24 protein-coding genes and 1 pseudogene are annotated in these 26995 nt (G+C 67.2%); 4 read left to right on the top strand and 21 right to left on the bottom strand.

Going from position 1 to position 26995, the window contains the following annotated elements:
* Nucleotides 1-13: 13 nt before the first annotated feature.
* The 3 genes from serS to ACN5W5_RS00115 all read right to left on the bottom strand — a co-directional run bounded on the left by serS (nucleotide 14) and on the right by ACN5W5_RS00115 (nucleotide 2909).
* Nucleotides 14-1333 carry a serine--tRNA ligase gene (gene serS / locus ACN5W5_RS00125; RefSeq protein ID WP_420046600.1) on the bottom strand — a complete coding sequence of 440 codons (1320 nt, stop codon included), beginning with the start codon at nucleotides 1331-1333 and terminating at the stop codon, nucleotides 14-16.
* A 158-nt stretch (nucleotides 1334-1491) separates the two neighbouring features.
* Nucleotides 1492-2463: a 4-hydroxy-3-methylbut-2-enyl diphosphate reductase gene (gene ispH, locus ACN5W5_RS00120; protein ID WP_420046599.1), complete on the bottom strand. Its 972-nt coding sequence runs from the start codon at nucleotides 2461-2463 to the stop codon at nucleotides 1492-1494.
* A complete protein-coding gene (locus ACN5W5_RS00115) occupies nucleotides 2463-2909 on the bottom strand; it encodes an FKBP-type peptidyl-prolyl cis-trans isomerase (protein WP_420046598.1) in 447 nt (148 codons plus the stop codon). The genes ispH and ACN5W5_RS00115 overlap by 1 nt, the downstream gene beginning before the upstream one ends.
* A 129-nt stretch (nucleotides 2910-3038) precedes the next feature.
* Between ACN5W5_RS00115 and radC the strand changes: the two genes are divergently transcribed.
* Nucleotides 3039-3731, top strand: coding sequence for a RadC family protein (radC, locus tag ACN5W5_RS00110; protein WP_420046597.1), 693 nt, complete (start codon nucleotides 3039-3041; stop codon nucleotides 3729-3731).
* A gap of 33 nt (nucleotides 3732-3764) precedes the next feature.
* Nucleotides 3765-4400, top strand: coding sequence for a Smr/MutS family protein (locus tag ACN5W5_RS00105; RefSeq protein WP_420046596.1), 636 nt, complete (start codon nucleotides 3765-3767; stop codon nucleotides 4398-4400).
* Nucleotides 4401-4406: 6 nt separating this feature from the next.
* On the opposite strand, the gene ACN5W5_RS00100 is transcribed toward ACN5W5_RS00105, so the two are convergent.
* The 11 genes from ACN5W5_RS00100 to ACN5W5_RS00050 all read right to left on the bottom strand — a co-directional run bounded on the left by ACN5W5_RS00100 (nucleotide 4407) and on the right by ACN5W5_RS00050 (nucleotide 15740).
* Nucleotides 4407-4925 carry a retropepsin-like aspartic protease family protein gene (locus ACN5W5_RS00100; protein WP_420046595.1) on the bottom strand — a complete coding sequence of 173 codons (519 nt, stop codon included), beginning with the start codon at nucleotides 4923-4925 and terminating at the stop codon, nucleotides 4407-4409.
* 12 nt (nucleotides 4926-4937) lie between these two features.
* Complete coding sequence (locus ACN5W5_RS00095) at nucleotides 4938-5351, bottom strand: group II truncated hemoglobin (protein WP_420046594.1); 414 nt, start codon at nucleotides 5349-5351, stop codon at nucleotides 4938-4940.
* Between the two features lie 5 nt (nucleotides 5352-5356).
* Nucleotides 5357-7900, bottom strand: coding sequence for an ABC transporter permease (locus ACN5W5_RS00090; protein WP_420046593.1), 2544 nt, complete (start codon nucleotides 7898-7900; stop codon nucleotides 5357-5359).
* 346 nt (nucleotides 7901-8246) lie between these two features.
* Nucleotides 8247-8879, bottom strand: a complete 633-nt coding sequence (upp, locus tag ACN5W5_RS00085) for a uracil phosphoribosyltransferase (RefSeq protein ID WP_177138597.1) — start codon at nucleotides 8877-8879, stop codon at nucleotides 8247-8249.
* Nucleotides 8880-9000: 121 nt separating this feature from the next.
* On the bottom strand, nucleotides 9001-9912 hold the full coding sequence (locus ACN5W5_RS00080) for a formate dehydrogenase accessory sulfurtransferase FdhD (RefSeq protein WP_420047412.1): 912 nt from the start codon (nucleotides 9910-9912) through the stop codon (nucleotides 9001-9003).
* Between the two features lie 154 nt (nucleotides 9913-10066).
* On the bottom strand, nucleotides 10067-10408 hold the full coding sequence (locus ACN5W5_RS00075) for a hypothetical protein (protein ID WP_420046592.1): 342 nt from the start codon (nucleotides 10406-10408) through the stop codon (nucleotides 10067-10069).
* Nucleotides 10409-10428: 20 nt separating this feature from the next.
* Nucleotides 10429-11655, bottom strand: coding sequence for a formate dehydrogenase subunit gamma (locus ACN5W5_RS00070; RefSeq protein WP_420046591.1), 1227 nt, complete (start codon nucleotides 11653-11655; stop codon nucleotides 10429-10431).
* Nucleotides 11656-11665: 10 nt separating this feature from the next.
* Nucleotides 11666-11920, bottom strand: a complete 255-nt coding sequence (locus ACN5W5_RS00065) for a hypothetical protein (RefSeq protein ID WP_420046590.1) — start codon at nucleotides 11918-11920, stop codon at nucleotides 11666-11668.
* Nucleotides 11917-12519, bottom strand: coding sequence for a formate dehydrogenase FDH3 subunit beta (fdh3B, locus tag ACN5W5_RS00060; RefSeq protein WP_226465481.1), 603 nt, complete (start codon nucleotides 12517-12519; stop codon nucleotides 11917-11919). The genes ACN5W5_RS00065 and fdh3B overlap by 4 nt, the downstream gene beginning before the upstream one ends.
* 9 nt (nucleotides 12520-12528) lie before the next feature.
* Entirely contained in the window at nucleotides 12529-15495 is a 2967-nt protein-coding gene (locus ACN5W5_RS00055) for a formate dehydrogenase subunit alpha (protein ID WP_420046589.1), read from the bottom strand.
* Between the two features lie 17 nt (nucleotides 15496-15512).
* Nucleotides 15513-15740, bottom strand: coding sequence for a formate dehydrogenase (locus ACN5W5_RS00050; RefSeq protein WP_210824811.1), 228 nt, complete (start codon nucleotides 15738-15740; stop codon nucleotides 15513-15515).
* Between the two features lie 492 nt (nucleotides 15741-16232).
* Between ACN5W5_RS00050 and ACN5W5_RS00045 the strand changes: the two genes are divergently transcribed.
* Together ACN5W5_RS00045 and ACN5W5_RS00040 are read left to right on the top strand one after the other, a co-directional pair.
* Complete coding sequence (locus ACN5W5_RS00045; RefSeq protein ID WP_420046588.1) at nucleotides 16233-17618, top strand: sigma-54-dependent transcriptional regulator; 1386 nt, start codon at nucleotides 16233-16235, stop codon at nucleotides 17616-17618.
* Nucleotides 17619-17733: 115 nt separating this feature from the next.
* Nucleotides 17734-19833, top strand: coding sequence for a sensor histidine kinase (locus ACN5W5_RS00040; RefSeq protein WP_420046587.1), 2100 nt, complete (start codon nucleotides 17734-17736; stop codon nucleotides 19831-19833).
* Between the two features lie 96 nt (nucleotides 19834-19929).
* Here ACN5W5_RS00040 and ACN5W5_RS00035 read toward each other — a convergent pair whose 3' ends face one another.
* The 7 genes and pseudogenes from ACN5W5_RS00035 to ACN5W5_RS00005 form a co-directional block, all read right to left on the bottom strand.
* On the bottom strand, nucleotides 19930-20547 hold the full coding sequence (locus ACN5W5_RS00035) for a TorD/DmsD family molecular chaperone (protein ID WP_420046586.1): 618 nt from the start codon (nucleotides 20545-20547) through the stop codon (nucleotides 19930-19932).
* A gap of 2 nt (nucleotides 20548-20549) precedes the next feature.
* Complete coding sequence (locus ACN5W5_RS00030) at nucleotides 20550-22625, bottom strand: 4Fe-4S binding protein (protein WP_420047411.1); 2076 nt, start codon at nucleotides 22623-22625, stop codon at nucleotides 20550-20552.
* Nucleotides 22585-23250 (bottom strand): DUF3306 domain-containing protein, encoded by a 666-nt coding sequence (locus tag ACN5W5_RS00025; RefSeq protein ID WP_420046585.1) that lies wholly within the window; start codon nucleotides 23248-23250, stop codon nucleotides 22585-22587. The genes ACN5W5_RS00030 and ACN5W5_RS00025 overlap by 41 nt, the downstream gene beginning before the upstream one ends.
* Complete coding sequence (locus ACN5W5_RS00020; RefSeq protein WP_420046584.1) at nucleotides 23247-24089, bottom strand: gamma-glutamyl-gamma-aminobutyrate hydrolase family protein; 843 nt, start codon at nucleotides 24087-24089, stop codon at nucleotides 23247-23249. The genes ACN5W5_RS00025 and ACN5W5_RS00020 overlap by 4 nt, the downstream gene beginning before the upstream one ends.
* Nucleotides 24086-24709 carry a DUF3305 domain-containing protein gene (locus tag ACN5W5_RS00015; RefSeq protein ID WP_420046583.1) on the bottom strand — a complete coding sequence of 208 codons (624 nt, stop codon included), beginning with the start codon at nucleotides 24707-24709 and terminating at the stop codon, nucleotides 24086-24088. The genes ACN5W5_RS00020 and ACN5W5_RS00015 overlap by 4 nt, the downstream gene beginning before the upstream one ends.
* Before the next feature lie 112 nt (nucleotides 24710-24821).
* Nucleotides 24822-26141, bottom strand: a complete 1320-nt coding sequence (gene boxA, locus ACN5W5_RS00010; protein ID WP_420046582.1) for a benzoyl-CoA 2,3-epoxidase subunit BoxA — start codon at nucleotides 26139-26141, stop codon at nucleotides 24822-24824.
* 453 nt (nucleotides 26142-26594) lie between these two features.
* Nucleotides 26595-26995: pseudogene (locus tag ACN5W5_RS00005) on the bottom strand (benzoyl-CoA 2,3-epoxidase subunit BoxB); the annotation flags it as partial.

Raw genomic sequence — 26995 nt, 5'->3', positions numbered from 1 at the left:
GGGGTGTTTCATCTCAGGCGGGCGTGAGCTTCTCCATGCCTCCCATGTAGGGCCGCAGCACCTCGGGCACGGTCACGCTGCCGTCGGCATTCTGGTTGTTCTCCAGCACCGCCACCAGCGCGCGGCCGACCGCCAGGCCGGAACCGTTGAGCGTGTGCACCAGTTCGTTCTTGCCCTGGGCGTTCTTGAAGCGCGCCTGCAGGCGGCGCGCCTGGAAGGCTTCGCAGTTCGACACCGAGCTGATCTCGCGGTAGGTGCCCTGCGCTGGCACCCAGACTTCGAGGTCGTAGGTCTTGCTGGCGCCAAAGCCCATGTCGCCGGTGCACAGGCTCATCACGCGGTACGGCAGACCCAGCTTCTGCAGGATGGCCTCGGCGTGGCCGGTCATGGCCTCCAGCGCCTCATAGCTTTTTTCGGGGTGCACGATCTGCACCATCTCGACCTTGTCAAACTGGTGCTGACGGATCATGCCGCGCGTGTCGCGCCCGGCGCTGCCAGCCTCGGAGCGGAAGCACGGGGTGTGGGCGGTCATTCGGATCGGCAGGTCGGCTTCGGCCAGCACGGTGTCGCGCACCACGTTGGTCAGCGTCACCTCGCTGGTGGGGATCAGGTAGAGCGCCTGCGTGTCCGGCATCTCCTCGCCTTCCTGTCCGCCCTTCTTGACGGCGAACAGGTCGGCTTCGAACTTGGGCAACTGCCCCGTGCCGCGCAGCGTCTCGCCGTTGACGATGTAGGGCGTGTAGCACTCGGTGTAGCCGTGTTCCTGCGTCTGCACGTCGAGCATGAACTGGGCGAGCGCGCGGTGCAGGCGAGCAATCGGGCCGCGCATGAAGGTGAAGCGCGAACCGGCCAGCTTGACACCGGTGTCGAAGTCCAGGCCCAGCTTTTCGCCGAGGTCCACATGGTCGCGGACCTCGAAGTCATAAGCACGCGGCGCGCCCCAGCGGCGCACTTCCACGTTGCCCTCCTCGCCCGCGCCCACCGGCACGCTCTCGTGCGGCAGGTTGGGCACGGCCAGCAGCAGGTTCTGCAGCTCGGCCTGGAGGACTTCCAGCCGTGCGGCGGAGCTTTCCAGCTCGGCCTTCATCGCGCCCACCTGCGCCATCACCGCATCGGCCTCGGCGTGCTGGCCCTTGCCCTTGAGCATGCCGATCTGCTTGGACAGGCTGTTGCGCTGGCTCTGCAGCTCTTCGGTGCGCGTCTGCAGCGTCTTGCGCTCCGATTCGAGCGCCTGGTAGGCGGGCACGTCCAGGAAAGCCTGGGGCTGTTTGCGGGTTTCCAGGCGCGCCACCACGGCGGCCAGGTCTTTGCGGAGGAGAAGGATGTCTAGCATGGAGAGATTGTAGGTTTGGAGCAGGGATGGAACAGCGCCAAGGACGCCAAGCCCAAGTCAGCGCGGAACCGGCTCTGCCGGGCCGCTGCTGACGCCCCCTGGGGGGTGACGCCGCAGGCGGCGCGGGGGGAGGAACAATCCCTGAGGCGCAGGGGGAGTCAATGAAGATGCTGCAGCGGCGCCACCTCGCCGCCGTCGATCTTCAGGCCCTTGGGCAGCGGGAACTTGACCGTCTCGGTCAGGCCGTCCATGGTGCGCACGGAGATCGCGCCCAGCGCCTTGATGCGGTCGATCACCTGGCGCACCAGGATCTCGGGCGCCGAGGCGCCGGCCGTCAGGCCCACGCGGGACCGGCCTTCGAACCACTCGGCCTGCAGCTCGTCGGCGCTGTCCACCATGTGGCTGGGCGTGCCGAGCTTGAGCGCGACCTCGCGCAGGCGGTTGCTGTTGGAGCTGGTCGGGCTGCCGACCACGATCACCACGTCCACCTGCGGGCTGAGCAGCTTGACGGCGTCCTGCCGGTTCTGCGTGGCGTAGCAGATGTCCTGCTGCTTGGGCTCGCGAACGCTGGGGAAACGCGCCTTCACTGCGGCCAGGATGCCCGCCGCGTCGTCCACCGACAGCGTGGTCTGCGTCACCACCGCGAGTTTCTGTGTCTGGGCCGGCGTCACACGGGCCACGTCGGCCGCGTCCTCGACCAGGTGGATGCCGCTGTCGAGCTGGCCCATGGTGCCCTCGACTTCGGGATGCCCCTTGTGGCCGATCATGATGAACTCGAAGCCTTCCTTGTGCAGCTTGGCCACCTCCACGTGCACCTTGGTCACCAGCGGACAGGTGGCATCGAAGATGCTGAAGCCGCGCGCCTGCGCTTCCTCCTGCACGGCCTTGCTCACACCGTGGGCCGAAAACACCAGCGTCGAGCCCGGGGGCACGTCGGACAGCTCTTCGATGAAAATCGCGCCCTTGGCCTTGAGGTCGTTGACGACGTAGGTGTTGTGCACGATCTCGTGGCGCACATAGATCGGCCGGCCGAACTTGGCCAGCGCGCGCTCGACGATCTCGATCGCGCGGTCCACGCCGGCGCAGAAACCGCGCGGCTCGGCCAGGATGACTTCTTTCGGCTCGTCCATCACAGCACCCCGATCAGCTGCACTTCAAAACGCACCGGCTGGCCCGCCAGCGGATGGTTGAAGTCGAACAGCACCGCGCCGTCTTCGCGCACCTCCACGGCCGAGCCGGCGAAACTGCCCAGGCCGTCGGGAGTTGGGAACTGCACCACGTCACCGGCTGCGTACTGCTCGTGCGGATCACCCAGCTTGTTGAGCAGCTGGCGCGCCACCCACTGCACCATGTCCGGCTGGCGCTCGCCAAAGGCCTCGCCCTCGTCCAGATCGATCACGGTGCGGGTGCCCTCCTCCAGACCGATCAGGTGCTGCTCGATCGCGGGCGAGAGCTGACCCGACCCCAGACTCAGCGTGGCGGGCTGGCCTTCAAAGGTGTCGATGATCACCTGGCCCTGCGGACCGGTCATGCGGTAGTGCAGGGTGAGAAAGGAACCTTCTTGGACTTGGGACATGGTGTTCAGACGGGGGTTCGGGGTGGTGAATACGGTGAATCGGCGTGCCGGGCATCACGGCGGCGGAAGCGGCAACGCGCCGATGAGAACCCCGTATTGTAAAAAGCAGGCTGGATCAGGGAGAAAAACATGAATGGCCTTGCCGGAACCGGGCTGAAAAGCCTGCCCCACGACGCGCGTCCGCGCGAAAAACTGCTCGCACGCGGGCCCTCGGCGCTCAGCGACGCCGAACTGCTGGCGCTGCTGCTGCGCACCGGCATCCAGGGCAAACACGTGGTGCAGCTCGCGCAGGAGCTGCTGAACACCTTCGGCGGTGTCGGCGGCCTGCTGCACACCGGGGCCGAGGCGCTCAAGGTCGTCAAGGGCCTGGGGCCGGCGAAACGCGCCGAGGTGGTCGCCGTGCTCGAACTCGCGCGCCGGGCGCTGGCCCAGGAGCTGCAGCAGAAACCCCTGTTCGACAGCCCGAAGGCGGTGCGCGAATACCTGCAGCTGCAACTGGGCGCCCGCAACCACGAGGTGTTTGCCGTGCTGTTCCTCGACAGCCAGAACCGGCTGATCGCGCTCGAAGAGCTGTTCCGCGGCACGCTCACGCAGACCAGCGTGTATCCGCGCGAGGTCGTTCTCAGGGCCCTGCACCACCACGCCGCCGCCGTGGTGCTGGCGCACAACCACCCCAGCGGCGAGGCCCGCCCTTCGCGCGCCGACGAAGCGCTCACGCATTCGCTCAAGGCCGCGCTGGCGCTGGTGGACGTGCGCGTGCTGGACCATTTCATCGTGACGCGCGAGCAGGCCACGTCGATGGCCGAAATGGGCTTGATCTGATCGGGACAAGCCCCCTGCGCGACAATCCCGCGCATGAAAGTCAACGCCCTGGCCGACCTGAAAGCGCTCAAGCGCGCCATGGCCGACCGCGCGGCGGCGCTGGCGGCCCAGCACGAAGCCGCACGCGCAGCCCATGTGCGCCGCGACCGGGAACGCCGGCTGTTTGAACTCGCGGTCGGCCCGGTGCGGCCCATCGCCGACCCCGGCCGGGTCGCACACCACCGTGTTGGCGTCGACCCCTTGCCGCGCCAGCGCCAGCTGGACGAAGCGTCCGTGATGCGCGAGGCGTTGTCCGACGACTTCGACGTCGAAACCCTGCTGCACACCGACGACCAGCTGAGCTTTCGCCGCCCCGGCCTGGGGCCCGACGTGGTGCGCAAGCTGCGCGAGGGCCGCTGGAGCATCCAGCGCCAGATCGACCTGCACGGCCTGCGCATCGACGAAGCGCGCGAAGCGCTCGGCCGCTTCGTGCGCGAGGCGCACCAGCACGGGCTGCGCTGCGTGCGCGTCGTGCACGGCAAGGGTCTGGGCTCGCCAGGCCGCATGCCCGTGCTCAAGGGCCGGGTGCAGCGCTGGCTGGTGCAGAAGAACGAGGTGCTGGCCTTCGTGCAGGCGCGCCCCGCGGACGGTGGGGCGGGGGCCATGGTGGTGCTGCTGCGCCCGGCCTGAGCGGGTTCAGCGCGGCAAGAGACGCATCTCGCCTTGCAGGATCTGGATATCGAAGCGCGAGAGAAAAGCCTGCCCCAGCAGCGCCTGCCCACCGTCTTCACCCACCAGCCCCACGGCCACCGTGGTGCCCGGCAGCCCGAGGTGCGCCGCCTGCACCGGCACGTTGCGCAGCAGCCGCCCGGGCAGCGGGCCGTTCGCGGTCTGGAACGTGACGCTCTGCCCGCCGTCCAGCCCGGCACTGCGGGCAAAGGCTTCGCTCACCGTGACCGAGCTCGCTCCGGTGTCGATCAGGAACTCGACCGGCTGGCCGTTGACGCGGCCGGCCACGCGGAAATGGCCGTCCGGCCCGCGCGGGATCACCAGCTCGCCGTCACCGCCTTCATGGGCCGCATAACTGGCCTGCTGACGGCGCTCCAGCTGGTCAAAGCCCAGGTAGAACACGCCCATGAGCGCGAGCCAGAACAGCGTGATGCCCAGCGCGCCGCGGCGCGTGGTCCGTGCCACGCTGGTGTCAGGCTCGCTCATGACGCTCTGCTTTCAGACGCCGCCGGCCCGGTTGCGCATCCAGTCGGCGGTCTTGAAGAAGCTCTCGCGCAAGCGCGCACGCAAGTCTTCCGGCACACCGGTTTCTCCCATGGCCTGGTCCATGCAGGCCAGCCACTGGTCGCGTTCCTGAACGCCAATGGCAAACGGCATGTGCCGCTGGCGCAGGCGCGGGTGGCCGAAGCGGTCTTCATAGTGCGAGGGGCCACCGAGCCAGCCACAGAGAAACCAATGCAGCTTCTGGCGCGCGTCGTCCAGCGTGCTGCCGTGGGCCACGCGCAGCTCGTGGTAGGCGGGCTCGATGTCCATCAGGTCGTAGAAGCGGTCCACCAGCGCGCGCACGCGCGCTTCGCCGCCGATCCATTCAAAGGGCGTGGTGGGAGAGACAGGAGATTCAGGGGTGTTCATCGGTGTCATACAGCGGCTCGGCGCAAGGTTTCAACCACAGGCGTTTTCAGGATGCTGCGCAGACCCCACCAGCCCGCCATCAGGGCCAGCAGGCCACCGGCCACGCTGCCCACCAGCGGCACCAGTGGCGAAGGCTGCCAGCTGAACTGGAAGGCGTACTTCGCCAGCGCCCAGCCCACGGCCATGGCCACCAGCGAAGCCAGGTAACCGGCCAGCAGGCCCACGCCGAGCAGCTCGATGCGCTGCACGTTGCGCAGCAGCTGCGAGCCCGCGCCCACGGCGCGCAGGACCGCGAATTCGCGCTCGCGCTCGCCGCGCGTGGCGGTGATGGTGGCGAGCAACACGATCAGGCCCGCCGCCAGCGCAAAGGCGAACAGGAACTCCACCGCCTGGATCACCTGGCCCAGCACGCGCTGCACCTGCGCAATGGTCTGGCTCATGTCGACGTTGGTGATGTTGGGAAACTGGCGCACCAGCGCGTTGTCGAACTGCGCATTGCCCTGCGGCGCCTGGAATGCGCTGATGTAGGTCACGGGCACGTCGGGCAGATCGGCCACCGGGAAGATCACGAAGAAGTTCACGCGCATGGAGCCCCAGTCCACCTTGCGCAGGCTGGTGATGCGACCCTGCACCGGCTGGCCGGCGATGTCGAAGCCGAGCAGGTCACCGAGCTTCAGGCCCAGCTCTTCGGCCAGGCCTTCTTCCACGCTCAGGCCGCCCGCTTCGTCTTCGGTCCAGCGCCCTTGCGTGACCTCGTTGTGCGTTGGCCGTTGCGCCGTGTGCGACAGGTTGAACTCGCGCTCCACCAGGCGCTGCGCCCGGTCGGTGGCGTAACTTTCGGGCGCCACGGGTTGCCCGTTCACCAACACCAGGCGGCCTCGGATCATGGGGTACCAGTCGAAGCGCTGCACGCCCGCCTGGCGCAGCGCCTGCTGGAACGGTTCGCCCTGCTCGGGCTGCACGTTGATGACAAAACGGTTGGGCGCGTCGGGCGGCGTGGCGTTGCGCCAGCTGGCGATCAGGTCGGTGCGCAGCAGCACCAGCAGCACCAGCGCGAGCAGGCCCACGGCCAGCGAACTGATCTGCACCACCGCGTAGGCCGGCCGGGCCGAGAGCTGGCGCGTGGCCAGCACCAGCGCGCGCGGCGCCGTGGCCTCGTTCACGCTGGCGCGCAGCAGGCGCACCGCGCCGTAGCTGGCGAGCGCGAACACGGCCACCGCGGCGGCGAAGCCGCCCACGGCGATCAGCCCCAGCATCAGGTCGCGGCTGGCGGCGAGCAGCAGCGCGGCAAAACCCGCCACGCCCAGGCCCAGCACAGCCAGCGTGGCCGGCTTGAGCTGGCCCACGTCGCGGCGGATCACGCGCAGCGGCGGCACCTGGGCCAGCTGCAGCACCGGCGGCAGGCCAAAGGCCAGCATCAGCGTGAGCCCCATGCCCAGGCCGAGCAACACCGGCCAGATGCTGGCCGCCGGCAGCGCCGACTCCACCAGCCCGGCCAGCAGCAAGACGAACACGTGGTGCAGCGCAAAGCCCAGCACCACGCCCAGCACGCTCGCGCCCAGGCCGACCAGCACGAACTCGAAGGTGTAGGCGCGCGCCATGGTGCCCTGCGACAGGCCGAGCACGCGCAGCATGGCGCAGTCGTCCAGGTGGCGCTGCGCAAAACCGCGCGCCGCGATCGCCACCGCCACCGCCGACAGCAGCGCCGCGAGCAAGGCCACGAGGTTGAGGAATTTTTCGGCGCGCTCCAGCGTCTGCTGCATGGCGGGCTGCCCGCCTTCGAGCGACTCCAGCCGCAGACCGCGCACACCGGGCATCTCGATCTGCGCCTGCGCCCACTGCACGAACTGCTTCACTGCCGGGTCGCTGCCGGCCACGGCGAGGCGGTAGGTCAGGCGGCTGGCGGGCTGCACCAGGCCGGTGGCAGGCAGGTCGGCGGCGTTGATCATCACGCGCGGCGCAAAGGTCAGGAAGCCCGCGCCCCGGTCCGGTTCGACCACGATCACCTTGTCGATGCGAAACTGGCTGTCGCCCATCAGCAATGGCGAGCCGACCTGAAGGTCCAGCGCCACCAGCAAGGCCGCGTCTACCCAGGCGGTGCCGGGCGCGGGGATGTCGCGCGTGGGCGCATCGGGCGCCTGCGGCCCGCCGGCCACGCGCAGGCTGCCGCGCAAGGGGTAGCCGGTGTCCACCGCCTTCAGCGCCACCAGCTTGGCGGCGCCGCCGTCTTCGTCGCGCGCGCGGCCCATGGTGGGGAAACCCAGCGTCTGCGTGGTCTGCAGCCCCAGCGACTTGGCCTGCTGCTCGAACGCGGGCGGCGTGGCGTTGTCGCTGCTGATCACCGCATCGCCCCCGATCAGTGCCCGCGCGTCGCGCGCCAGCCCGCCCTGCAGCCGGTCGGCGAAGAAGCCCACCGCAGTCAGCGCCGCCACCGCCAGCGTCACCGCGACCAGCAGCAGCCGCAGCTCACCCGCGCGCCAGTCGCGCGTCAGCGAACGCCAGCCCAGGGACCAGAAGGAGACAGGAAGAGGAGCGGGTGTGACGGCCATGCCGCGACCTTAACGCAAGCCGATCAACCGCGTAGCGTTGGGCGGTTTGGGAGGGAACGCGACGAATGGTCGACCGAAGCACTTCGCGCTCCCAGCCCTCACCCCAACCCTCTCCCAGAGAGAGAGGGAGTGGAGCCATGGCGCGCCGAGTGAGGCCACCGGAGCGCGATGCCCAAAACCCAGAACGCGGCGGAACTGGCTCTGCCAAGCCGCTCGCGTTGCCCCGCGTCCGGAGCGAGGTGCACAAAACCCAGAATGCCGTGGGTCCGGCTCCGCCGGCCCGCAGACATTGCCCCTTGAGGGGCGGAGCTGGCTACACGCAGCGAGCCAGCGATGGGGGTGGGCGTCACTTCGTGCCGAAGATCCGGTCGCCCGCGTCACCCAGGCCGGGCACGATGTAGCCGTGTTCGTTCAGGCCGCGGTCCACCGCCGGGGTGTAGACCGGCACGTCGGGGTGGTGGTCGTGGAAGGTCTTGAGGCCTTCGGGGCAGGTCACGAGACAGACAAAACGGATCGACCGAGGGTTCGTCTGCTTGAGCCGGTCCACCGCGGCCACGGCGGAGTTGCCGGTGGCCAGCATGGGGTCGAGCACGATCACGTCGCGCTCCTCCATGCCGCTGGGCATCTTGAAGTAGTACTCCACCGCCTGGAGTGTCTTCGGATCGCGGTAAAGGCCGATGTGGCCCACGCGGGCGCCGGGAATGACCTGCAGCATGCCATCGAGAAAGCCGTTGCCCGCACGCAGGATGGAGGCGAGCACCACCTTCTTGCCGTCGATCACGCGGGATTTCATGGTCTCCAGCGGGGTCTCGATCTGAATCTCGTGCATGGGCATCTCGCGCGTGATCTCGTAGGCCAGCAAGGCGCTGAGTTCGTGCACCAGCTCGCGGAAACTCTTGGTGCTGGTGTCCTTGCGGCGCATCAGCGTGAGCTTGTGCTGGACCAAAGGGTGATCGATGACGTGGACGTCGCGGCTCATCGGCGGGCTTTCAAAAAAATCGGGGATGAAAGGGGCATGGCCGCAACGGGCCTGCCGGACAGGGGAGTTTATGCCCGTTGCACGCCCTGCCGGACGCGGTTGGTGGACCGCGTCCCGGCCTTCAGACGACGGCGGCCACCGGCGCCGCGCCCAGCGGCGAGGGCACGGCATCGAACACGATGCGCTCAGCGTGCGAGTAGCACAGGAAGCGCTTGTGGGTGGCACGCCCGATGGCGCACAGGCCCACGCGCAGGGCGACTTCGAGCCCCATCTGGGTGATGCCGCTGCGCGAGATCACCACCGGCACGCCCATCTGCGCCGACTTGATCACCATCTCGCTGGTCAGGCGGCCTGTGGTGTAGAACACCTTTTCGCCATCGGGGAGGCTGTCCTGCATGGACATCCAGCCGGCGATGGTGTCCACCGCGTTGTGGCGCCCCACGTCCTCGACGAAGAACTGCAGTTCGCCGCCGACAAACAGCGCGCAGGCGTGCACCGAACCCGCCACCTTGTAGGTGGTGTCACGCAACCGGATGGTGTTGACGATGTCGTAGAGGCTGGACTGGCGCAGTACCGCGTCGGGCGGCAGGCGGATGCTGTCAACGTCGTCCATCAGGTGACCGAACACACTGCCCTGGCCGCAGCCGGTGGTGACCACCTTGTGCGCGGTCCGGTCCTCGATGCGGTGAATGCCGTGGCGGGTCTTGACCGATGCGGCGCCCACGTCCCAGTCCACGGTGATGGATTCGATGTCGTCCACCGACGCCACCAGCCGCTGGTTGAGCAGGTAGCCCAGCACCAGCCACTCGGGATGGCCACCCAGGGTCATCAGCGTCACCAGCTCGCGCTTGTCGACGTAGACGGTGAGATCGCGCTCAGCCGGAATCGAGACCGAGCCCGCGACACCGAACTCGTTGGTCACGGCGACCTCGCAGGTCAATGCGGCACGGGCCTGCGTCAGGCGGGGCAGCCGACGGACCACGGCGGCGGTCGGCTCACCGGTAGCCGGGTGCACGCGTTCTGGAAAGGTCATGGGTTCGGCGAGTGACATGAAAGAAAGATCTCACCCTGAGTGTCGCTCAAGCTTCAATTCCGCAAGCGGGCGGGGGCCAAAGGGCCGGGCGGCAGACAAACAAAAAGGCCCGAAGGCCTTTCTGTCGGCGCGGCCTCAGGCACCGTTGCCCGCATCAGGACTTCTTGGCCGGCGCCGCAGGGGCCGCGGGAGCGGCCGGCGCAGCAGCGGCTGCTGGAGCCGGCCAGACAAAGGGCCCCGGATCGGCACAGGCGGGCGTTGCCTGCGCTGGCTTGACGGCCTTGCCCATGGTGGCTGCGGTCTTGAAATAGCTGGCCGCGGCGCGGTCCATGGACAGGCAGAGCTTGTAGGCGTTCACCTTGCCGGCGTGTGCGGTCTTGGCCTTGTCTTCCTCGGCCTTGGCCTTGGCGGCGTCGTCCAGCACCGGCGCGGGCAGCTTGGCCATGACGCTGGCCGAACCGGCAAGCAACAGGGAGATCAGCAGGAATCGTTTCATCGCAAATGTCCTTGAAAGCTTCAGGCTTCGGCCACCGCGTCGACCGGCGGGGTCGACTGGGCGGGCTGGCTGCGTTGGGCCGGAATCTTGCCGGCCTTGACGTCGTCGTACCAGAGCTCGTGGTGTTCCTTGGCCCAGGCTTCGTCCACGTAGCCCGTGCGCATGGCGCCGTATGCGCCCTTCACGCCGACCGTGCCCATGTAGATGTGACCCATGATCAGCGCCATCATGATCAGCGCGCCCACGATGTGCAGCATGTGCGCGATCTGCATGTCACCACGCAGGTACAACATGCCGGGAATCAGCTTGTCGAGGAACAGGCCAGAGCCCACCACCACGAGGCCGGGGATGGTCACACCCCACCAGAACAGGCCTTTTTCACCCGCGTTGAAGCGGTGCGAAGGCACTTCCTTGTCGCCCAGCATGCCGCCCAGTTTGGACAGCCACACGAAGTCGGCAGCGCTGGCGATGTTGTCCTTGATGAAAGTCACGACCACGATCAGCAGCGACACGGCGAACAGCGGGCCCATGAAGTTGTGCGCGTTCTTCAGTGCGAAGGTGAGCCAGCCGAACAGCGTGGTGCCAATCACCGGCAGGATGAAGAATTTCCCGAAGGCCATCACGATGCCCGAGATGCCCAGCACCACGAAGGCGATGGCGTTCGACCAGTGGGCAGCTCGCTCCAGGGGCGTGAAACGTTCGATCTTGCGTCCGGTGTCCTTCAGGTGCCCGCCCAGCGGACCCTTGGTCATGTAGAAGATGGCCAGCGCCAGCAGCACGATGAACAGCAGCGCCCCGCCGTAGGGGATCAGCCAGTCGTTGCGCACCTGGCGCCAGGCTTCACCGGCGTTGGTCAGGCGCGAACCCGGGTACTGCACGAAGGGCTGGATCAGGTTGCCGGCTTCCGGCGCCTGGCTGACGGGCAGGCTGCTGTAACCGGTCACGCCTTTGCCCACATCACGCCACATGGGCGCGTTGTTGCCGGGCTGCACCTGCCGGCGCTGCGCGTTGGTCTGGTTGGCGTAGTCCGGGTCCTTGTTCGCGTCGGGCGCGATCTCGAAGATGTTGGCGCTCTTGATGCCACCCACAGCCGCGGGTGCGGTCTGGGCGGCGGGCGGTGCCGGATCGTCGGGCACGGGAGGGTTCGGGGCGGTCTGGGCGCTGGCCCAGCTGGTGCCCAGCGCCAGCAGGGCGGCGACGCCCCAGCCACGCCAGGCTGCGGGGTTCAGGATCGGGTGCCGGTTCATGGCTGTCCCTTCAAGGCTTGGCGCCCATGCGGGTGTAGTCGTTCTGGCCGTACTGGGCACGGGTCTTGAGCTGCTGTTCCCAGCTGCCCTTGTCGCCGGCTTTCCACCCGGCCTGGGCGTACTGGCTGTCGCCCACGCCCTGGAAGGGCGCATCGTCCTGCTTGATGCCACTGCCGGTCATGTCCTGCGGCTGCTCGCCACAGGCCGCCAGCCCCAGCACCGCTGTCAAGGCCAGCAGACGGAACACCATGGTGGTTTTCATCATGACTTTTTCTCCTGAGCCGTGCCGTAGGCGGTGCCCCAGCCCCAGACTTCGGCGCCCTTGCCGCGGCGCAGCACCCGGGTGCGGAAGATGTCGGCCACCACGTCGCCGTCGCCGGCGATCAGGGCCTTGGTCGAACACATCTCGGCACAGGCCGGCAGCTTGCCTTCGGCCAGGCGGTTGCGACCGTATTTCTCGAACTCGTCCTGGCTGCCGTGCTCTTCCGGGCCGCCGGCGCAGAAAGTGCATTTGTCCATCTTGCCGCGCACGCCAAAAGTGCCTTCGGAAGGAAACTGCGGTGCGCCAAACGGGCAGGCGTACGAGCAGTAGCCGCAGCCGATGCAGACGTCCTTGTCATGCAGCACCACACCTTCGTCGGTGCGGTAGAAGCAGTTGACCGGGCAGACCGCCATGCAGGGTGCGTCGCTGCAATGCATGCAGGCCACCGAGATCGATTTTTCGCCCGGCACGCCGTCGTTGAGGGTGACCACGCGGCGGCGGTTCACGCCCCACGGGACTTCGTGTTCGTTCTTGCAGGCCGTGACGCAGCCGTTGCACTCGATGCAACGCTCGGCGTCACAGATGAATTTCATTCTCGCCATGGTGTCTCCTTATGCCCGCTCTACGTTGCAGACCGTGGTCTTGCTCTCTTGCATCATCGTGACGATGTCGTAACCGTAGGTGGTGGCGGTGTTGATGGCTTCGCCACGCACCACCGGCATCGCCCCTTCGGGGTAATACGGCTTCATGTCTTCGCCCTGCCAGCGTCCCGAGAAGTGGAACGGCAGGAACACCGTGTCGGGGCCCACGCGATCCGTCACCAGTGCCTGCACATTGATGCGCGCACCGGTCGGTGTGCGCACCCAGACACGCTCGCCGTTGCGGATGCCGCGCTCGCTCGCCGCGGCCGGATTGATCTCGACGAACATCTCCTGCTGCAGTTCGGCCAGCCAGGGGTTGGAGCGGGTTTCCTCGCCACCGCCCTCGTACTCGACCAGGCGGCCGCTGGTCATGATCAGCGGGAATTTCTCGTGGACCTTGTCGTCCACGTTCTTCTGCTGCAGCGATTTGTAGAGCACCGGCAGGCGCCAGCGGGTTTTCTGGTCATCGTGGCTGGGGTACTTGGCCACGAGGTCCGGACGGGTACCGTAGATGGGCTCGCGGTGCTGCGGAATTGCATCGGGGAAGTTCCACACCACGGCGCGCGCCTTGGCGTTGCCGAACGGATGGCAGCCGTGCGCCATGGTCACGCGCTGGATGCCGCCCGAGAGGTCGGTCTTCCAGTTCTTGCCTTCGGCGGCGGTCTTTTCGGCCTCGGTCAGGTCGTCCCACCAGCCCAGCTTCTTCAGCAGCACGTGGTCGAACTCGGGGTAGCCGGTGGTGATCTCGGAACCCACCGAGTACGAGCCGTCTTCGGCCAGCAGGCTCACGCCTTCACGTTCCACGCCGAAGTTCGCGCGGAAGTTGCCGCCGCCATCCATGACGTGCTTGGAGGTGTCGTACAGGTTGGGCGAGCCCGGGTGCTTGATCGCGGCGGTGCCGTAACACGGCCAGGGCAGACCGAAGTAGTCACCGCTCATGTCGTAGCCGGTTTCCTTGTCAACCACTTTGCCCTTGCACTTGAGCGACTTCACATCGAAGGCGCCCATGTTGCGCATGTGAGCCTTCAGGCGCTCCGGGCTCTGGCCGGTGTAGCCGATGGTCCAGACCGAGGCGTTGATTTCACGCAGGATGTCTTCGGGCACGGGCTCGTCCATGCCCTTGATCTTCTGCATCTTGTAGTTCTTCGACAGCTCGGCGGCGAAGCCCAGCTTTTCGGCGAACTGGTGCATGATCATGTGGTCGCTGCGGCTCTCCCACAGCGGCTCGATCACTTTTTCGCGCCACTGGATCGAGCGGTTCGACGCCGTGCACGAACCGCTGGTTTCAAACTGCGTGGCCGCCGGCAGCAGGTACACCGCGCGGTCCGGGTTCAGGTCTTCGGGCTTGCCGGGCATGGCCGCCATCGACGCGGTGGCCGAGGGGTACGGGTCCACCACCACCAGCAGATCGAGCTTGTCCATCGCACGCTTCATCTCCAGACCCCGCGTCTGCGAGTTGGGCGCATGGCCCCAGAAGAAGACACCGCGCAGATTCGGGCCCTGGTCGATCAGCTCGTTGTTTTCCATCACGCCGTCGATCCAGCGCGAAACGGTGATGCCGGGCTTTTCCATCATGCCTTCGGCGTACTTGGACTTGATCCAGTCGTACTCCACGCCCCAGACCTTGGCGAAGTGTTTCCACGAGCCGGCGGCCAGGCCGTAGTAGCCCGGCAGCGAGTCGGGGTTGGGGCCGACGTCGGTCGCACCCTGCACGTTGTCGTGGCCGCGGAAGATGTTGGTGCCGCCGCCGCTCTTGCCCACGTTGCCCAGTGCCAGCTGCAGGATGCACGACGCACGCACCATGGCGTTGCCGATGGTGTGCTGCGTCTGGCCCATGCACCACACGATGGTGGCCGGCTTGGCCTCGGCCAGCATCTTGGCGACCTTGAACATCTGGTCTTCCTTGACGCCGCAGGCCTCTTCAACCTTGTCCGGCGTCCATTTGGCCAGCACGTCTTCACGCACCTTGTCCATGCCGTAGACCCGGTCGTTGACGTACTGCTTGTCTTCCCAGCCGTTCTTGAAGATGTGGTGCAGCAGACCGAACAGGAAGGGAATGTCGGTGCCCGAGCGGATGCGCACGTACTCGTCGGCCTTGGCCGCGGTGCGCGTGAAGCGCGGATCGACCACGATCATCTTGCAGCCGTTTTCCTTGGCGTGCAGCATGTGCAGCATGGACACCGGATGGGCTTCTGCGGCGTTGGAGCCGATGTACAACGCGCACTTGCTGTTCTGCATGTCGTTGTACGAGTTGGTCATCGCACCGTAACCCCAGGTGTTCGCGACGCCCGCCACCGTGGTGGAGTGGCAGATGCGCGCCTGGTGGTCGCAGTTGTTGGTGCCCCAGAAGCTCACGAACTTGCGCAGCAGGTAGGACTGCTCGTTGTTGTGCTTGGAGGAGCCGACGAAGTACACCGAGTCGGGGCCGCTGGCTTCTTTCAGCGCGTTCATCTTGGCGGTGATTTCTTCCAGCGCGGTGTCCCAGCTGATGCGCTGGTACTTGCCGTTGACCAGCTTCATCGGGTAGCGCAGGCGGTACTCACCGTGACCGTGCTCGCGCAGGGCGGCACCCTTGGCGCAGTGGGCGCCGAGGTTGATGGGGGAATCAAACACCGGCTCCTGGCGCACCCAGACGCCGTTTTCAACGATGGCATCGGTGGCGCAACCCACCGAGCAGTGGGTACAGACGGTGCGCTTGACCTCGATCTTGCCGGTGCCGTCGATGGACTTGCCTTCGGCGGCCTTGGCCTTCTTCACCAGCGTGAGCTGCGTGGCCGCCAGGCCCACACCGACCCCGAGGCCGGAGCGGCGAAGAAAGCCGCGGCGGTCCATGGTGGGCAACGCGGCCGACAGGCCCCTCTGCAGGCTGTGGACGAACGAGGTTTGAGCGCGGGTGCCATGAGCGCCCGACGTGGAGGATTTTTTGGTCAGCAACATGGGGTTCTCCTGCTGGCTCAGATCTGGGTGGTCTTGTAGTACTGCTTGACGTGGGCCGACAAGCTGTAACCACCGCCTTTTTCGGGCGCTGGCCGGGCCGCAACCTCGGCCGGTTCTTCGGTGTGCACGCGGGGCAACAGGGTGGCCGCCGCCGCCAGGGCCCCCACGGTGGAAGCGCCGGCGAACAGCCGGCGGCGGTTCAGGCGGGTGCGGCCTTCACTGGCCTCGGGAAGGGGCTTGCTCATGCGTGTCTCCTGGTTGATCGAAAGCCCTTCGGAATGTGCTCGGACACCCCTTGTGGACTTTTTGCATAGCTGGAATCTAACGCGCGCACCTTCACTGTGCAAGAGAGATATGACACCGTAAAGATGGGTTTGCCCGCGTTCGGTCCATCGCTTGGCTTGCGGCATTGCAGCATGAAGCACTGCTCGCGATTTAATAGCCAAAAGCGTGCCATCAGTGTTCACTTATGGAACGACGCCATGCCCTGGACGGGGCACCCCGCGCCAGCGCCTGTCACCATGGGGGTGACTGCCTGGCGATGCTTCGTGAAGCGCGGGATAACCCGCATGTCCATGGTGACCTTGAACGGCGCGGCGCGCCAGCTTGTCGCCGCCCTTTGCGACAACTTGTCGCGATGAAACCGTCAGCGCCAGGAACCCAGCCCTCTGCCGCGGTGTTGGATTGCGGCCAATACCCCAGTGAATTTGTAGACTTCATCCGTAGAATGCGAGCCGGTGGAACCCACCTCATTCACCCCATTCCCCGAAAAGAACCTCGAAGGCTGGCCCGACTGGTCGATCCTGATCGTCGACGACGAACAGGGCATGCTCAACTTCCTGGTCAAGACCCTGGCCCCGCGCTGCCAGTTCGTGATGAGCGCGAGCAGCGCCGAAGAAGGCGCGGAATGGTTGCGTGGCCACCACGCCGATCTGGTGATCCTCGACATTTCCCTGCCCGGCAAGAACGGGGTGCGCTGGCTCAAGGAGCTGCGCGAGCAAGGCTTCACTGGCGAGGTGATCCTGATCACCGCGTTCGCCGATCTGGACACCGCCATCGAGGCCCTGCGCGCCGGTGCCTCGGATTTCATCCTCAAGCCTTTCCGGGTGCCGCAGATCCTCAACGCCGTGAAACACTGCTACGAGCGCTCGCGCCTTCGCCGAGAGAACTTCGTGCTCAAGCGCGCCGTGGCGCCTCTGGCCGTGGACGGTCAGGCGCTGGTCGGCGATTCCGCCGCGATGCAGCAGCTGCGCGCTGCCATCGCCCGCGTGGCCCCGGTGAACAGCACGGTGCTGCTGCAGGGCGAATCGGGCACAGGCAAGGAGCTCGTGGCGCGCGAGCTGCACGCACAGGGTCCCCGCGCGGCCGGCCCCTTCGTGCCGGTGAACTGCGCCGCCGTCTCGCCCGAGCTGATCGAGAGTGAACTCTTTGGCCATGCCAAAGGCGCGTTCACCGGCGCCACCCGCGCACGCGACGGCCTGTTCCACTACGCGCAGGGCGGCACGCTGTTCCTCGACGAAATCGCCGAACTGCCGCTGCCCATCCAGGCCATGCTGCTGCGCGCCATCGAAGACTTGCAGGTCCGCCCGGTGGGCAGCGAACAGCTGATGCCGGTGAACCTGCGCATCATGGCCGCGACCAACCGCCGCCTGGCCGACGAAGTGGCGGCCGGCCGCTTTCGCAAGGACCTCTTCTTCCGTCTGCAGGTGGTGGACCTGACACTCAAGCCGCTGCGCGAGCACAAGGACGACATCGCCCCGCTGGTGGAGCACTTCATGGGTCAGCTCGCGCCCGCGCTCGGCGTGGCACCGCTGCAGATCAGCGAGCCGGAAATGGACTTCCTGCGCCAGTACGACTGGCCCGGCAATGTGCGCGAGCTGCGCAACCTGGTCGAACGTTCGCTGATCCTGGGCTCGCTCAACGTGTCCGCGCTCTACCCGGGCGACACGCCCCGGCAGGCCGTCGCTTCCGGCGCGGGCCCGACCGACCTGCACACGCTGGAGAAGCGCCACATCCTCGCGGTGCTGGATTCGGTGCAGGGCGACAAGACACGCGCCGCGCAGCTGCTGGGCGTCTCTCGGCGCACGCTGGAGCGCCGCGTGGCCGAATGGAACGCTTTGTGAAGACACCCCCGCCGCGCTTCGCGCGCCCCCCTCAAGGGGGCAACCCGATGTGGCCCGGCAAAGCCGGTTCCACCGGGTTCCTGGATGGGGCACTTCGCCCCGGAGTTGACCCGGCATGATCCGCTACACGCCCCGCTGGCTCGCCACCTCGGTGCGCAACAAGCTGCTGGCGATGGCGCTGCTGCCGCTGCTAGTGGTTTTCCCGCTGCTGGTGCTGGCCATCGCGGTCTGGAGCAACTTCACCTACGACCGGCTGCTCATCACCAAGGTGCGCAGCGACCTGGCCGTGGCACGCGGCTATTTCGACCAGGTTCTGATCGAGGTCGGCAGCGGCACGCGTGGCGTAGCCGGTTCGCAGCGGTTGCTGAGCGCCATGCAGCCGCAGGACACTGTCAACAAGCATCCGGTCGATGCGGCGTTGCGCGAGCGCCTGAGTGAGGCCCGGCGAGAACTGCGGCTGGACTTCCTGCTGCTCTACGGCACCGACGGCCAGCCGCTCGGCAGCGCCGAAGACAACGGCCCGCACGCCGCCCTGCCGCTGGAGCTCCAGCGCCTGGTGCCCGAAGCCACCTTGGGACCCGGATCGCGATCGGCGCGCCTGATGCGCCTCGACACCATGGCCATCGCCCGCATGGCGCCGCAGCTGATGCCCCGCCTGCACATCCCGCTGGTGCCCACGCGCAACGCCGCTCCCGACGCGCGCACCACCGAAGACCGCGCCATGGTCGTGATCTCGCTGCAACCGGTGCGCAATGCCGCGGGCCGCACCACCGCCCTGCTGGCGGGCGGTTTGCTGCTCAACCAGAACATCGATTTCATCGACCACATCAACCGCATCGTCTACCCCGACGGTGCCCTGCCCTTTGGCAGCGAAGGCACGGCCACGCTGTTCCTCGACGACGTGCGCATCACCACCAACGTGCGGCTGTTCCAGGACCAGCGCGCCATCGGCACCCGCGTCTCACAGACCGTGCGCGACCGCGTGCTGGGGCAGGGTCAGACCTGGCTGGACCGCGCCTTTGTGGTCAACGACTGGTATGTGTCGGCCTACGACCCGCTGCTCGACGCCACCGGACAGCGCATCGGCATGCTCTACGTGGGCTACCTCGAATCGCCCTTCCGTCTCGTGCGCCTGGCCATGATCGGCGTGATGGGGCTGATCTTTCTCGCCGTCATGGCGGTGTCGGCCTGGTTCTCGGTGCGCTGGGCGCGCAGCATCTTCAAGCCTGTGCAACAGATGAACCTCACCATGCAACGCGTGGAGGACGGCGAGAACCGCGCCCGCGTCGGCGCCCTGCCCGCGCGCGACGAACTCGGTGCCCTGGCCGGCCACCTGGACCAACTGCTCGACGTGATCGACGACAAGACGCACGCGCTGCAGCGCTGGGGCGAAGAGCTCGACGGCAAGGTGGCCGAACGCACGCGCGAACTGGAGATGAGCAACGCCTCGCTGCAGCAGGCGCAGCAACAGCTGGTGAAAAGCGAAAAGCTCGCCGCCATCGGCCAGCTCACGGCCAGCATCGCGCACGAAATCAACAACCCCATCGCGGTGATGCAGGGCAACCTGGACCTGATGCGCGACACGCTGGGCGAGCACGCGCAGCCGGTGAAGGCCGAACTCAAGCTGCTCGACGAACAGGTCGAACGCATGCGCCTGATCGTCACCCAGCTGCTGCAGTACGCGCGGCCCACCGAATACGCGGGCTACGTGGAAACGCTGGACCTCAACCGCACGGTGGACGACAGCCTGGTGCTGGTGGCACACCTGCTGGCGCAAACCCGCATCACGGTGCAGCGCTCGCTGCTGGCCACGCAGCGCGTGGGCTTCAACCGCCAGGAACTGCAACAGGTCATCATCAACTTGCTGATCAACGCCATCCAGGCCATGCCGGAAGGCGGCACCCTGCACCTGTCCACACAGGACTGGGCCGATCCACGTGGCGCACGCGGCGCGCTGCTGCAGGTGCAGGACTCTGGCGCGGGCCTGGCACCCGGCGTCGCCGAACGCCTGTTCCGCCCCTTCTTCACAACAAAGAACGACGGCAACGGCCTGGGCCTGTGGATCAGCCTGGGGCTGGTGGAACGTTATGGCGGCGGCATCAGCGCAGGCAACCGGGACGACGGCCAGAGCGGCGCGGTGTTCAGCGTGCGCCTGCTGACCGAGCCGCAGGCGCCGGCGGCGGTGAATACGAGGGATGGACGGCCTGGTGGGTGAGAGTGGTGGGGTGCATCAGCGCCAATTCATCAGATTCAGGGCAGTTGACGTTCAGCCGACTTCACCATCCAGAACAACCGCAACGAACCCACATCCTCACACCATCAAATCAAACCCCTGCGTCTCCACGCTGATGAACGCCGCCGTGAACGCCGCCAGCGCCGCATAGAAGCGTGCCCTGGGGTGGGCAGCGATGGCTTCGCACAGGGCTGGCGCCCAGCTCTGCACGTGGGCGCTGAAGAACTTCTGCTGCTGCGTGAGGTTGGCGACTTCCACATCGTCGCCGGCGATCAGGTAGCGCATGACTTCGCAGACGCAGGCAAAGTGGTCTTCGGTTTCGTTCATCGACTCGTCGCGCGCCAGGCCCAGGGCGGCCAGGTCGCCGCGCAGCGCGGCCAGGGGCTTCTCGTTGAGGAAGCCGCTGAGGTACCAGGAGCCGAACAGGTAGAGCTCGGGCTTGCCGACGCCGCCGAACAGCGCGTTGTACTCGGCGACCACTTCGGCGTCGGTCAGTTCGCGCACGGTGCCCACGAACTGGCGCCAGGGCTCTTCCAGAAAGCCGCCTGCCGCCGGCGCTTCGGTCACGGCCACGCGCAGCTGGGCCAGCAGATCGGGGCTGGGCGGCGCGTAGAACAGCGCGGCCAGCAGGCCGTACACCTCGGCGCGGGCGGTTTCTTCGTCGAGCGCGGAAGAGACAAGAATCGGGTCGTTCATGGTCAGAGGTCGGTGATGCGGGTCTCGCCCGGGTTCGAATAGATGTCCACCACGCGGCAGTCGCCGCACATTTTCAGGCGCTCCAGCGCCTCGCCCTGGAACATGGCGTGGCCGCTGAGCTTGGCCAGCATGACCTCGATGCCCTTGAGCGTGCCGAAGGGTTTGCTGCAGCGGATGCACCGATACGGCTGCGCTTCGTTGAGCACGCGCAGCTGTTTGCGTTGCTCGCCGAGCAGCAGGCGCGGTTGCAGGCTGATGGCTTTTTCGGGGCAGGTCTTTTCGCACAGGCCGCACTGAACGCAGTTCTTCTCGATGAACCGCAGCTGCGGGCGTTCGGCGTTGTCCTGCAGCGCGCTGGCCGGGCAGGCACTGACGCAGCTCAGGCACAGGGTGCAGGTGTCCTTGTTGACGCTGATCGTGCCCAGCAACGAGGCCGCGGGCAGCGCGATGGCTTCGGCCGTGCGGGGGCGGGCGGCGCTGTCCTGCAGCAGGTGGTCGATGGCGAGTTCCACTGTGGCGCGCTTCTCGGCCTGCACGGCAAAGCTGGCCCGGCGTTGCACACCCTGGGCCGGCGCTTCGCCCAGCTCGGCGTCGAGCCCCATCAGGTCGCGCGCATCGCGGGCCTCGATGAGCTTGAAGTGGCGCCCGCTGTAGCCCAGGCCGCTCACGATGGCCTGCGCGACCGCCATCTGTTCGCGCAGTGCATCGCGGTACTGCGGCGCTTCTTCGCCGGTCATCAGCACCCAGACCTGCGAGGCGCCGTAGGCGAAGGCAGTGAGCCACACATCGAGCCCGGTGGAGGCGGTGTGCCACAGCGGCAGCGGGATCACGCGCGCGGGCACGCCGCGCACCGACTTGTCGAGCGCGGCGGCGCGGCCCAAGTCACCGATCAGCGCGGCGCCGGCTTCCTGGCTGTGCAGCAGCAGGGCCGCGTCCTTGCCACCGGCTTTGGCGTAGGTGGCCAGCAAGGTGCGCAGTTTCACGCCCTGCTCGCTGGCGCGCGGGTAGGCGTAGCTCAGCGCGCCGGTGGGGCAGACGGTGGTGCAGGTGCCGCAGCCCACGCAGAGGTTGGGGTTGACGACGATCTGGTTGCGCTTGAGGTCGCTGCTGATGGCCGATGCCGAGCAGATGTCGACGCAGGCGCTGCAGCCAACTTTCTCGTTGCGGCCGTGTGCACAGAGCTTCTGCTTGTAGGTGAAAAACCGGGGCTTCTCGAACTCGCCCACCAGGTCACGCAGCTGGATCAGCGCCTGCAGGGCGGTGGCATCGCCGAGGCCACCCGGCAGGTGGGTATAGCCCTGTGGCAGCGCGTGCTGGCTGAAGGCCGGGGTCTTGCGCAGGTCCAGCACCAGGTCGAATTGGTCGCTGTGCGTCTGCGGCTCGCGCTGGAAGTTGATGGCCCCCACCGCTTCGCAGGCCTTGACGCAGGCGCGGTGCGAGCGGCAGCGGTCCATGTCGATCTGGTAGTCCAGGCCGATGGCGTCTTCTGGGCAGGCGGCGATGCAGGCGTTGCAGCGCGTGCAGAGGTCGAGGTCGATCGGGTTGCGGGTGGTCCACTGCACGTCAAAGGCGCCGAGCCAGCCCGTGATGTGCGGCGAGTCCCCGCCGATGACGGGGTAGCGGCGCGCCTGCATGCCCGCACCGCCCACGGCCATGAGGGTGACGTCCAGCGCATCGCTCACCAGCCCGGCGGCTCTTTCGGCATCTTCCAGCGCCCCGATGATCAGCAGCCGCCCTTCGCTGGTGTAGGTCACCGTGGGCACGGGCTCGGCGTCGGGCAGGCGGGCGGCGGCGAGCAGCGCGGCCATCTTGGGCGTGGCCATGGTGGCCTCGCGGCCCCAGCCACCGGTCTCGCGGATGTTGACGAAACGGATGGGGCGCACATCGAGCGACACCGCGCCCTCGGTCTGCTCCGAGAGTTCGGCGAACAGCCGGCTCTCCTGCGTGCAGGCCACCACCAGTTCGTCGCTGCTGCGGCAGGCCTTCTGGAAGGCGGGCGCATCGCGGCGGCACAGCGTGGTGTGCAGGGTCAGGTCTTCATCCAGCGCCTCGCCCAGGGCCTGGGGGTTCAGGGGCATGGTCTGGTTGCAGTTGCAGATCAGCGTGGTCATCGTGGGTTTCTTGTGGTTCCGGCTGGGCGACCTGTTCGGGCGCATCGGCCTGGGGTGCCTGGGCCTCGTCGGGCTCTGCGGCGTGTTCTTGGGCGGCGGTAACGGGCGCTGGCGCTGGGGTTTTCACCTCGTTGGGATCGTCCACCAGTTTCAGGAATTGCGCGCCGACCATCTTGGCCATTTCGGCGGCGGACAGCGGGCTGGGTTTCGAATAATCGTCGATGTAGATGTCGAGCCCGTCCATCACGTTGTAGTGCGGATCGGTGAAGAGCTTTTTCACGGCGGCGTTGCGCACCTCGGCCGGCACGCCGCGCGCCACGAAGGGCTTGAAGTCACCGTCCAGCGACAGGCGGGCCACGTCGTCCAGCGTGGGTGCAGGCGCAGGCTCTGCCGGCTCGGCGGGCAGCGTGGGCGGCAACCCGGCCGGGGCCAAGCCTTCGACGGCGCCTGGCGCAATGACCTGAGCAGCGACCGGAGCAGCGACCGGTGCGACGGCCACAGGCGGCTCGGCGGGCAAGGTCTGCCCGGTGCGCACCTGCACCTTGCGGCGCGACCAGCGCGAGAAAAAGTTGTCGTCTTCGTCGGACTTCATGATTGCACAGACAGGGGCACGCCGGGATGCACCACGGTCGCGCCACTCTGGTGGCGGTCCGCTCGCGCACGCGCAGCACGCAGAAAATCCATCATCATCGGACCGCTGTCGAGCAGCCCCTGCATCTCTTCGCCCGGCGTGAGGTGGAACTCGGGGTGCCACTGCACGCCGAGCACATAGCCCGGCCCGGTGTGGCGGATGGCTTCGATGATGCCGTCCTTCGAGCTGACGGCTTCCACCGCCAGGCCCGCGCCCAGGCGGTCCACACACTGGTGGTGGATGCTGGTGACGCAGTGGGGCGCACTGTTGCCATACAGCCGCTGCAGCGAAGACCCGGTTTCGAAGTTCACGTCGTGCATCAGCCGGTCGTAGCGCGTGGTGTCCTGGTGGTGGACGGACCCGGGACGCTGCGAGGGGATGTCCTGCACCAGGCTGCCACCGAAATAGACGTTGATGAGCTGCGCCCCGCGGCATATGCCGAGCACCGGTTTGCCCGCCTCGACAAACCCGCGCAGGAGGTTGAGCTCGTAGCGGTCGCGCACGGCATCGCCGGCCCAGGCCGGGTCGCGCAGCGTGTCACCGTAGGTTTCCGGACAGATGTCGATACCGCCCTGCAGGACCAGGCCGTCGAGCAGATCGACGAGTTCGGTCATGGGCGCGCGGTTGGCCGACAGGGGGCTGTCCTCGTCGATGAAGGGGACCATCAGCGCAATCGCCCTGTGGGCCATGATCCAGTGCGCCATGGAGCTTTCCAGGAACTGCAGCCGTTTCTGCGGCAGACCCAGACCGGGTGGCGGATCGTGCAGCAAGCGTGCGCTGATACCGATGCGGAGTGTCATCGTCGGGGTCCTGTGCCGTTTTTTTCGGTGGATATGCGGACCGGCTGACCGAACCGGTCGGTCAGCGGCTTGAAACTGTCGGGCCGCTTGCGGCGCTTGGGCTCGGGCTGGTAGGTGGCATCGACGAAAGTGCGCAGCCAGTCCACCACCTCGTCGGCCGCCGCGACCTGGTCCACCCGCTCCTGTGCGTCGAGCCAGCGCCCGGCGTCGTGGTAGCTCAGCGTCACGATCTGCGGCACCGCCATGGGCTCGCCATCGAGCAGCCGCTCTTCATCGGCGCGCCAGAACACCCAGAAACAGGGCTGGGGACTGTTCAGGTTGAGAAAGTAGCCTTCGGCGTCATCGCGGAAGAGTTCAACGCGAAAGCGCGGAAACAGCCAATGGGTGGACGCGGTGTCGGCCGCCGGCTGCAACGGCTCGACGGCCTGCGGCTCGTGGCTGGTGTCGGGATTGACGGATCCGGTGTCTTCGGGATCGCCGCAGGGCAGCACATCGGCGAGCACCCAGCGCCAGGACTGCCAGCGGCTCATGGGACCACTGACCGGTTCGCGGCGCATGACGACGTCCACCTCGATGGCGGGACGGCGCGGAGCAACGGGCGCGGTATGTTCGGATGTCATAGGTAGCCCGCAATGTAAGCCATCCCATGGCAGGCATCCATCCGCCACCCGGTTCACCCTGACCTTCACCGTGTTTTCCGGGGCCAGGGTCGGTGGGCGACCCGTTGCGCCGTCAGTAGGTTTCCAGATGCAGGCGCCCTTCGCGCTTGAGCGCCGCGCCGATCTGCTCCCAGCTCAACCCGGCCTGGGTGGCCACGTCGCGCAGCGCCAGCACCACGCCCTCTTCCATGCTTTTGAGGCCGCACACATAGAAGTAGGTGTTCGGGTCCTGCAGCAGCACGGCCAGGTCGGCCGCGCGTTCGCGCATCGCGTCCTGCACATAGCGCTTGGGCTGGCCCGCCGTTCGGCTGAAAGCGAAGTGGGTGTCGATGAAGTCCTTGGGCAGGTTCTGCAGCGGGCCGAAGTACGGCAGTTCTGCCTGCGTGCGGGCACCAAAGAACAACATGAGCTTGCCGCCTTCGAACTTGCCCGACTGCCGCAGGCGGCGGCGCCACTCGGTCATGGCCCGCATCGGCGCCGAACCGGTGCCGGTGCAGATCATCACGATGTTCGATTTGGGGTGGTTGGGCATCAGGAAGCTGGTGCCGAAGGGGCCGATGACTTCGACCGTGTCGCCCACCTGCAGGTCGCACATGAAGTTGCTGGCGACCCCACGCACGGGCTGACCGCTGTGGTCTTCGAGCACGCGCTTGATGGTCAGCGAGAGGTTGTTGTAGCCCGGGCGTTCGCCGTTGCGCGGGCTGGCGATGGAGTACTGGCGGGCGTGGTGCGGTTTGCCTTTGGCGTCGGTGCCGGGCGGGACGATGCCGATGCTCTGGCCTTCGAGCACGGGGAAGGGCATGCTGCCGAAGTCCAGCACGATGTGGTGGGTGTCGTAGTCGTGGCCGGCCTGTTTGCCGACTTCGGTCACGCGCACGTTGCCGGTGACGGTGGCGGTGACGCTCTTGTGCGCGGCCTTGGGGCCGTAGAGGTTGGTGTAGGCGTGGGCGGCGCTCCAGGGGGGAATGGTGGCACCAAAGGCGGCGGACTTGAAGGCTTCCTGGCCGGTCGGGTCGGCCGTGGTTTCTGCGGTGGCTTCGGTCTCGGCCTCGGCTTCGGTCTCGGCGCTGACCACATCGGCCGCTTCATCACCCACCAGTGCGGCGCGTTCGGCCGCCGACAGCTCGACGGGCAGCGTGTCCCAGGTGAGCTGCTCGGCCAGCGAATAGGCCTTGATGCGCGGCATGGTGCGGTAGTTGTCGATGGAGCCGGTGGGGCACGGCGAGATGCAGTCGTTGCACCAGTTGCACTTCTCGGCATCGACCACATAGTTGCGCGAGTCGTGCGTGATGGCCTGCACCGGGCAGATGGATTCGCAGGTGTTGCAGCGGATGCAGATTTCCGGGTCGATCAGGTGCTGCTTGATGACGGCGGCTGCGGCAGGCGCGTTCATGGGGTGTCTCCGTGGGGGTGTTCTTTGGGCAGTGTAGGTCGGGGGGTTTGGCCTGGTTCGGGGGATTGCTTTTGCCTTGGGTTTCTGCGTTGGGCTCTTTCTGGCTTCTGGGTTGGCGTTGGCCTGGCGCCGCGCGACACGGTGCGGCCGACTCCGTTCGTGTCCCCCGCCGGCCTGCGGCCGGCTCCTCCTTGACCTCACTGCGCCAGCCACACCGCGTCGCGCTCGTGGGCGCTCGCGCGGAGAGAAGGGACAGACCCCCACTTGCGTGAAGTCTGTCGCCACCCCGGAGCCCGTGCCCCCACCGAGGATGCGGTGGAACCGGCTTTGCCAAGCTGAGTCTCCGGCGCGCGTCCCCCAACCAAGGATGCCGCGGAACTGGCTGTGCCAGGCCGCAGGCATCGCCCCGTGGGGGGTGACGCGCCCTTAGGCGCGGCGCGGGGGGTCAACAGTTCAACCAAACCTTACGTATTCGAAGTCCACCGGCTGGCGGTTGATGCCCATGACCGGCGGCGCGATCCAGTTGGCGAACTTTCCGGGGTCGACCACGCGGCCCATCAGGCTGGCGACGAAGGCGCGGTCGCCTTCGCTCGGGAGCCAGTTGTCGCGGTTGGCGGCCCATTCGGACTCCGACACCACGCGGCCGTCGGGCGCGACCTTCACGCCCTTCAAGAGGCCGATGTTGCGGTGGAAGGCCTTGTGCGGCACGGTGAGGCGGAACGGGATACCGGCCTTCTCGATGACCTTGTTCCAGCGCTCCACGCCACCGATGCTGTCCTTGATGTAGTCGTCGCGCAGCACTTCGTTGAGCGCGTTGAGCATCGGCACTTCTTTTTCGACGAGCTGGCCGTTCT

The organism is Hydrogenophaga sp. ZJX-1 (assembly GCF_048590325.1).
Taxonomy (GTDB): domain Bacteria; phylum Pseudomonadota; class Gammaproteobacteria; order Burkholderiales; family Burkholderiaceae_C; genus Hydrogenophaga.
This window is presented reverse-complemented; position numbering and strand designations above follow the sequence as displayed.

Coding starts and splice junctions, on each gene's coding strand:
- ACN5W5_RS00025 (WP_420046585.1), bottom strand. CDS start 23,250: ATGAAGTCCGACGAAGACGACAACTTTTTCTCGCGCTGGTCGCGCCGC.
- ACN5W5_RS00080 (WP_420047412.1), bottom strand. CDS start 9,912: ATGACCTTTCCAGAACGCGTGCACCCGGCTACCGGTGAGCCGACCGCC.
- ACN5W5_RS00090 (WP_420046593.1), bottom strand. CDS start 7,900: ATGGCCGTCACACCCGCTCCTCTTCCTGTCTCCTTCTGGTCCCTGGGC.
- ACN5W5_RS00070 (WP_420046591.1), bottom strand. CDS start 11,655: ATGAACCGGCACCCGATCCTGAACCCCGCAGCCTGGCGTGGCTGGGGC.
- fdh3B (WP_226465481.1), bottom strand. CDS start 12,519: ATGGCGAGAATGAAATTCATCTGTGACGCCGAGCGTTGCATCGAGTGC.
- ACN5W5_RS00050 (WP_210824811.1), bottom strand. CDS start 15,740: ATGAGCAAGCCCCTTCCCGAGGCCAGTGAAGGCCGCACCCGCCTGAAC.
- upp (WP_177138597.1), bottom strand. CDS start 8,879: ATGAGCCGCGACGTCCACGTCATCGATCACCCTTTGGTCCAGCACAAG.
- ACN5W5_RS00075 (WP_420046592.1), bottom strand. CDS start 10,408: ATGAAACGATTCCTGCTGATCTCCCTGTTGCTTGCCGGTTCGGCCAGC.
- ACN5W5_RS00030 (WP_420047411.1), bottom strand. CDS start 22,625: ATGCCCCTGAACCCCCAGGCCCTGGGCGAGGCGCTGGATGAAGACCTG.
- ispH (WP_420046599.1), bottom strand. CDS start 2,463: ATGGACGAGCCGAAAGAAGTCATCCTGGCCGAGCCGCGCGGTTTCTGC.
- radC (WP_420046597.1), top strand. CDS start 3,039: ATGAATGGCCTTGCCGGAACCGGGCTGAAAAGCCTGCCCCACGACGCG.
- ACN5W5_RS00020 (WP_420046584.1), bottom strand. CDS start 24,089: ATGACACTCCGCATCGGTATCAGCGCACGCTTGCTGCACGATCCGCCA.
- ACN5W5_RS00100 (WP_420046595.1), bottom strand. CDS start 4,925: ATGAGCGAGCCTGACACCAGCGTGGCACGGACCACGCGCCGCGGCGCG.
- ACN5W5_RS00055 (WP_420046589.1), bottom strand. CDS start 15,495: ATGTTGCTGACCAAAAAATCCTCCACGTCGGGCGCTCATGGCACCCGC.
- ACN5W5_RS00105 (WP_420046596.1), top strand. CDS start 3,765: ATGAAAGTCAACGCCCTGGCCGACCTGAAAGCGCTCAAGCGCGCCATG.
- boxA (WP_420046582.1), bottom strand. CDS start 26,141: ATGAACGCGCCTGCCGCAGCCGCCGTCATCAAGCAGCACCTGATCGAC.
- ACN5W5_RS00065 (WP_420046590.1), bottom strand. CDS start 11,920: ATGATGAAAACCACCATGGTGTTCCGTCTGCTGGCCTTGACAGCGGTG.
- serS (WP_420046600.1), bottom strand. CDS start 1,333: ATGCTAGACATCCTTCTCCTCCGCAAAGACCTGGCCGCCGTGGTGGCG.
- ACN5W5_RS00095 (WP_420046594.1), bottom strand. CDS start 5,351: ATGAACACCCCTGAATCTCCTGTCTCTCCCACCACGCCCTTTGAATGG.
- ACN5W5_RS00040 (WP_420046587.1), top strand. CDS start 17,734: ATGATCCGCTACACGCCCCGCTGGCTCGCCACCTCGGTGCGCAACAAG.
- ACN5W5_RS00115 (WP_420046598.1), bottom strand. CDS start 2,909: ATGTCCCAAGTCCAAGAAGGTTCCTTTCTCACCCTGCACTACCGCATG.
- ACN5W5_RS00035 (WP_420046586.1), bottom strand. CDS start 20,547: ATGAACGACCCGATTCTTGTCTCTTCCGCGCTCGACGAAGAAACCGCC.
- ACN5W5_RS00015 (WP_420046583.1), bottom strand. CDS start 24,709: ATGACATCCGAACATACCGCGCCCGTTGCTCCGCGCCGTCCCGCCATC.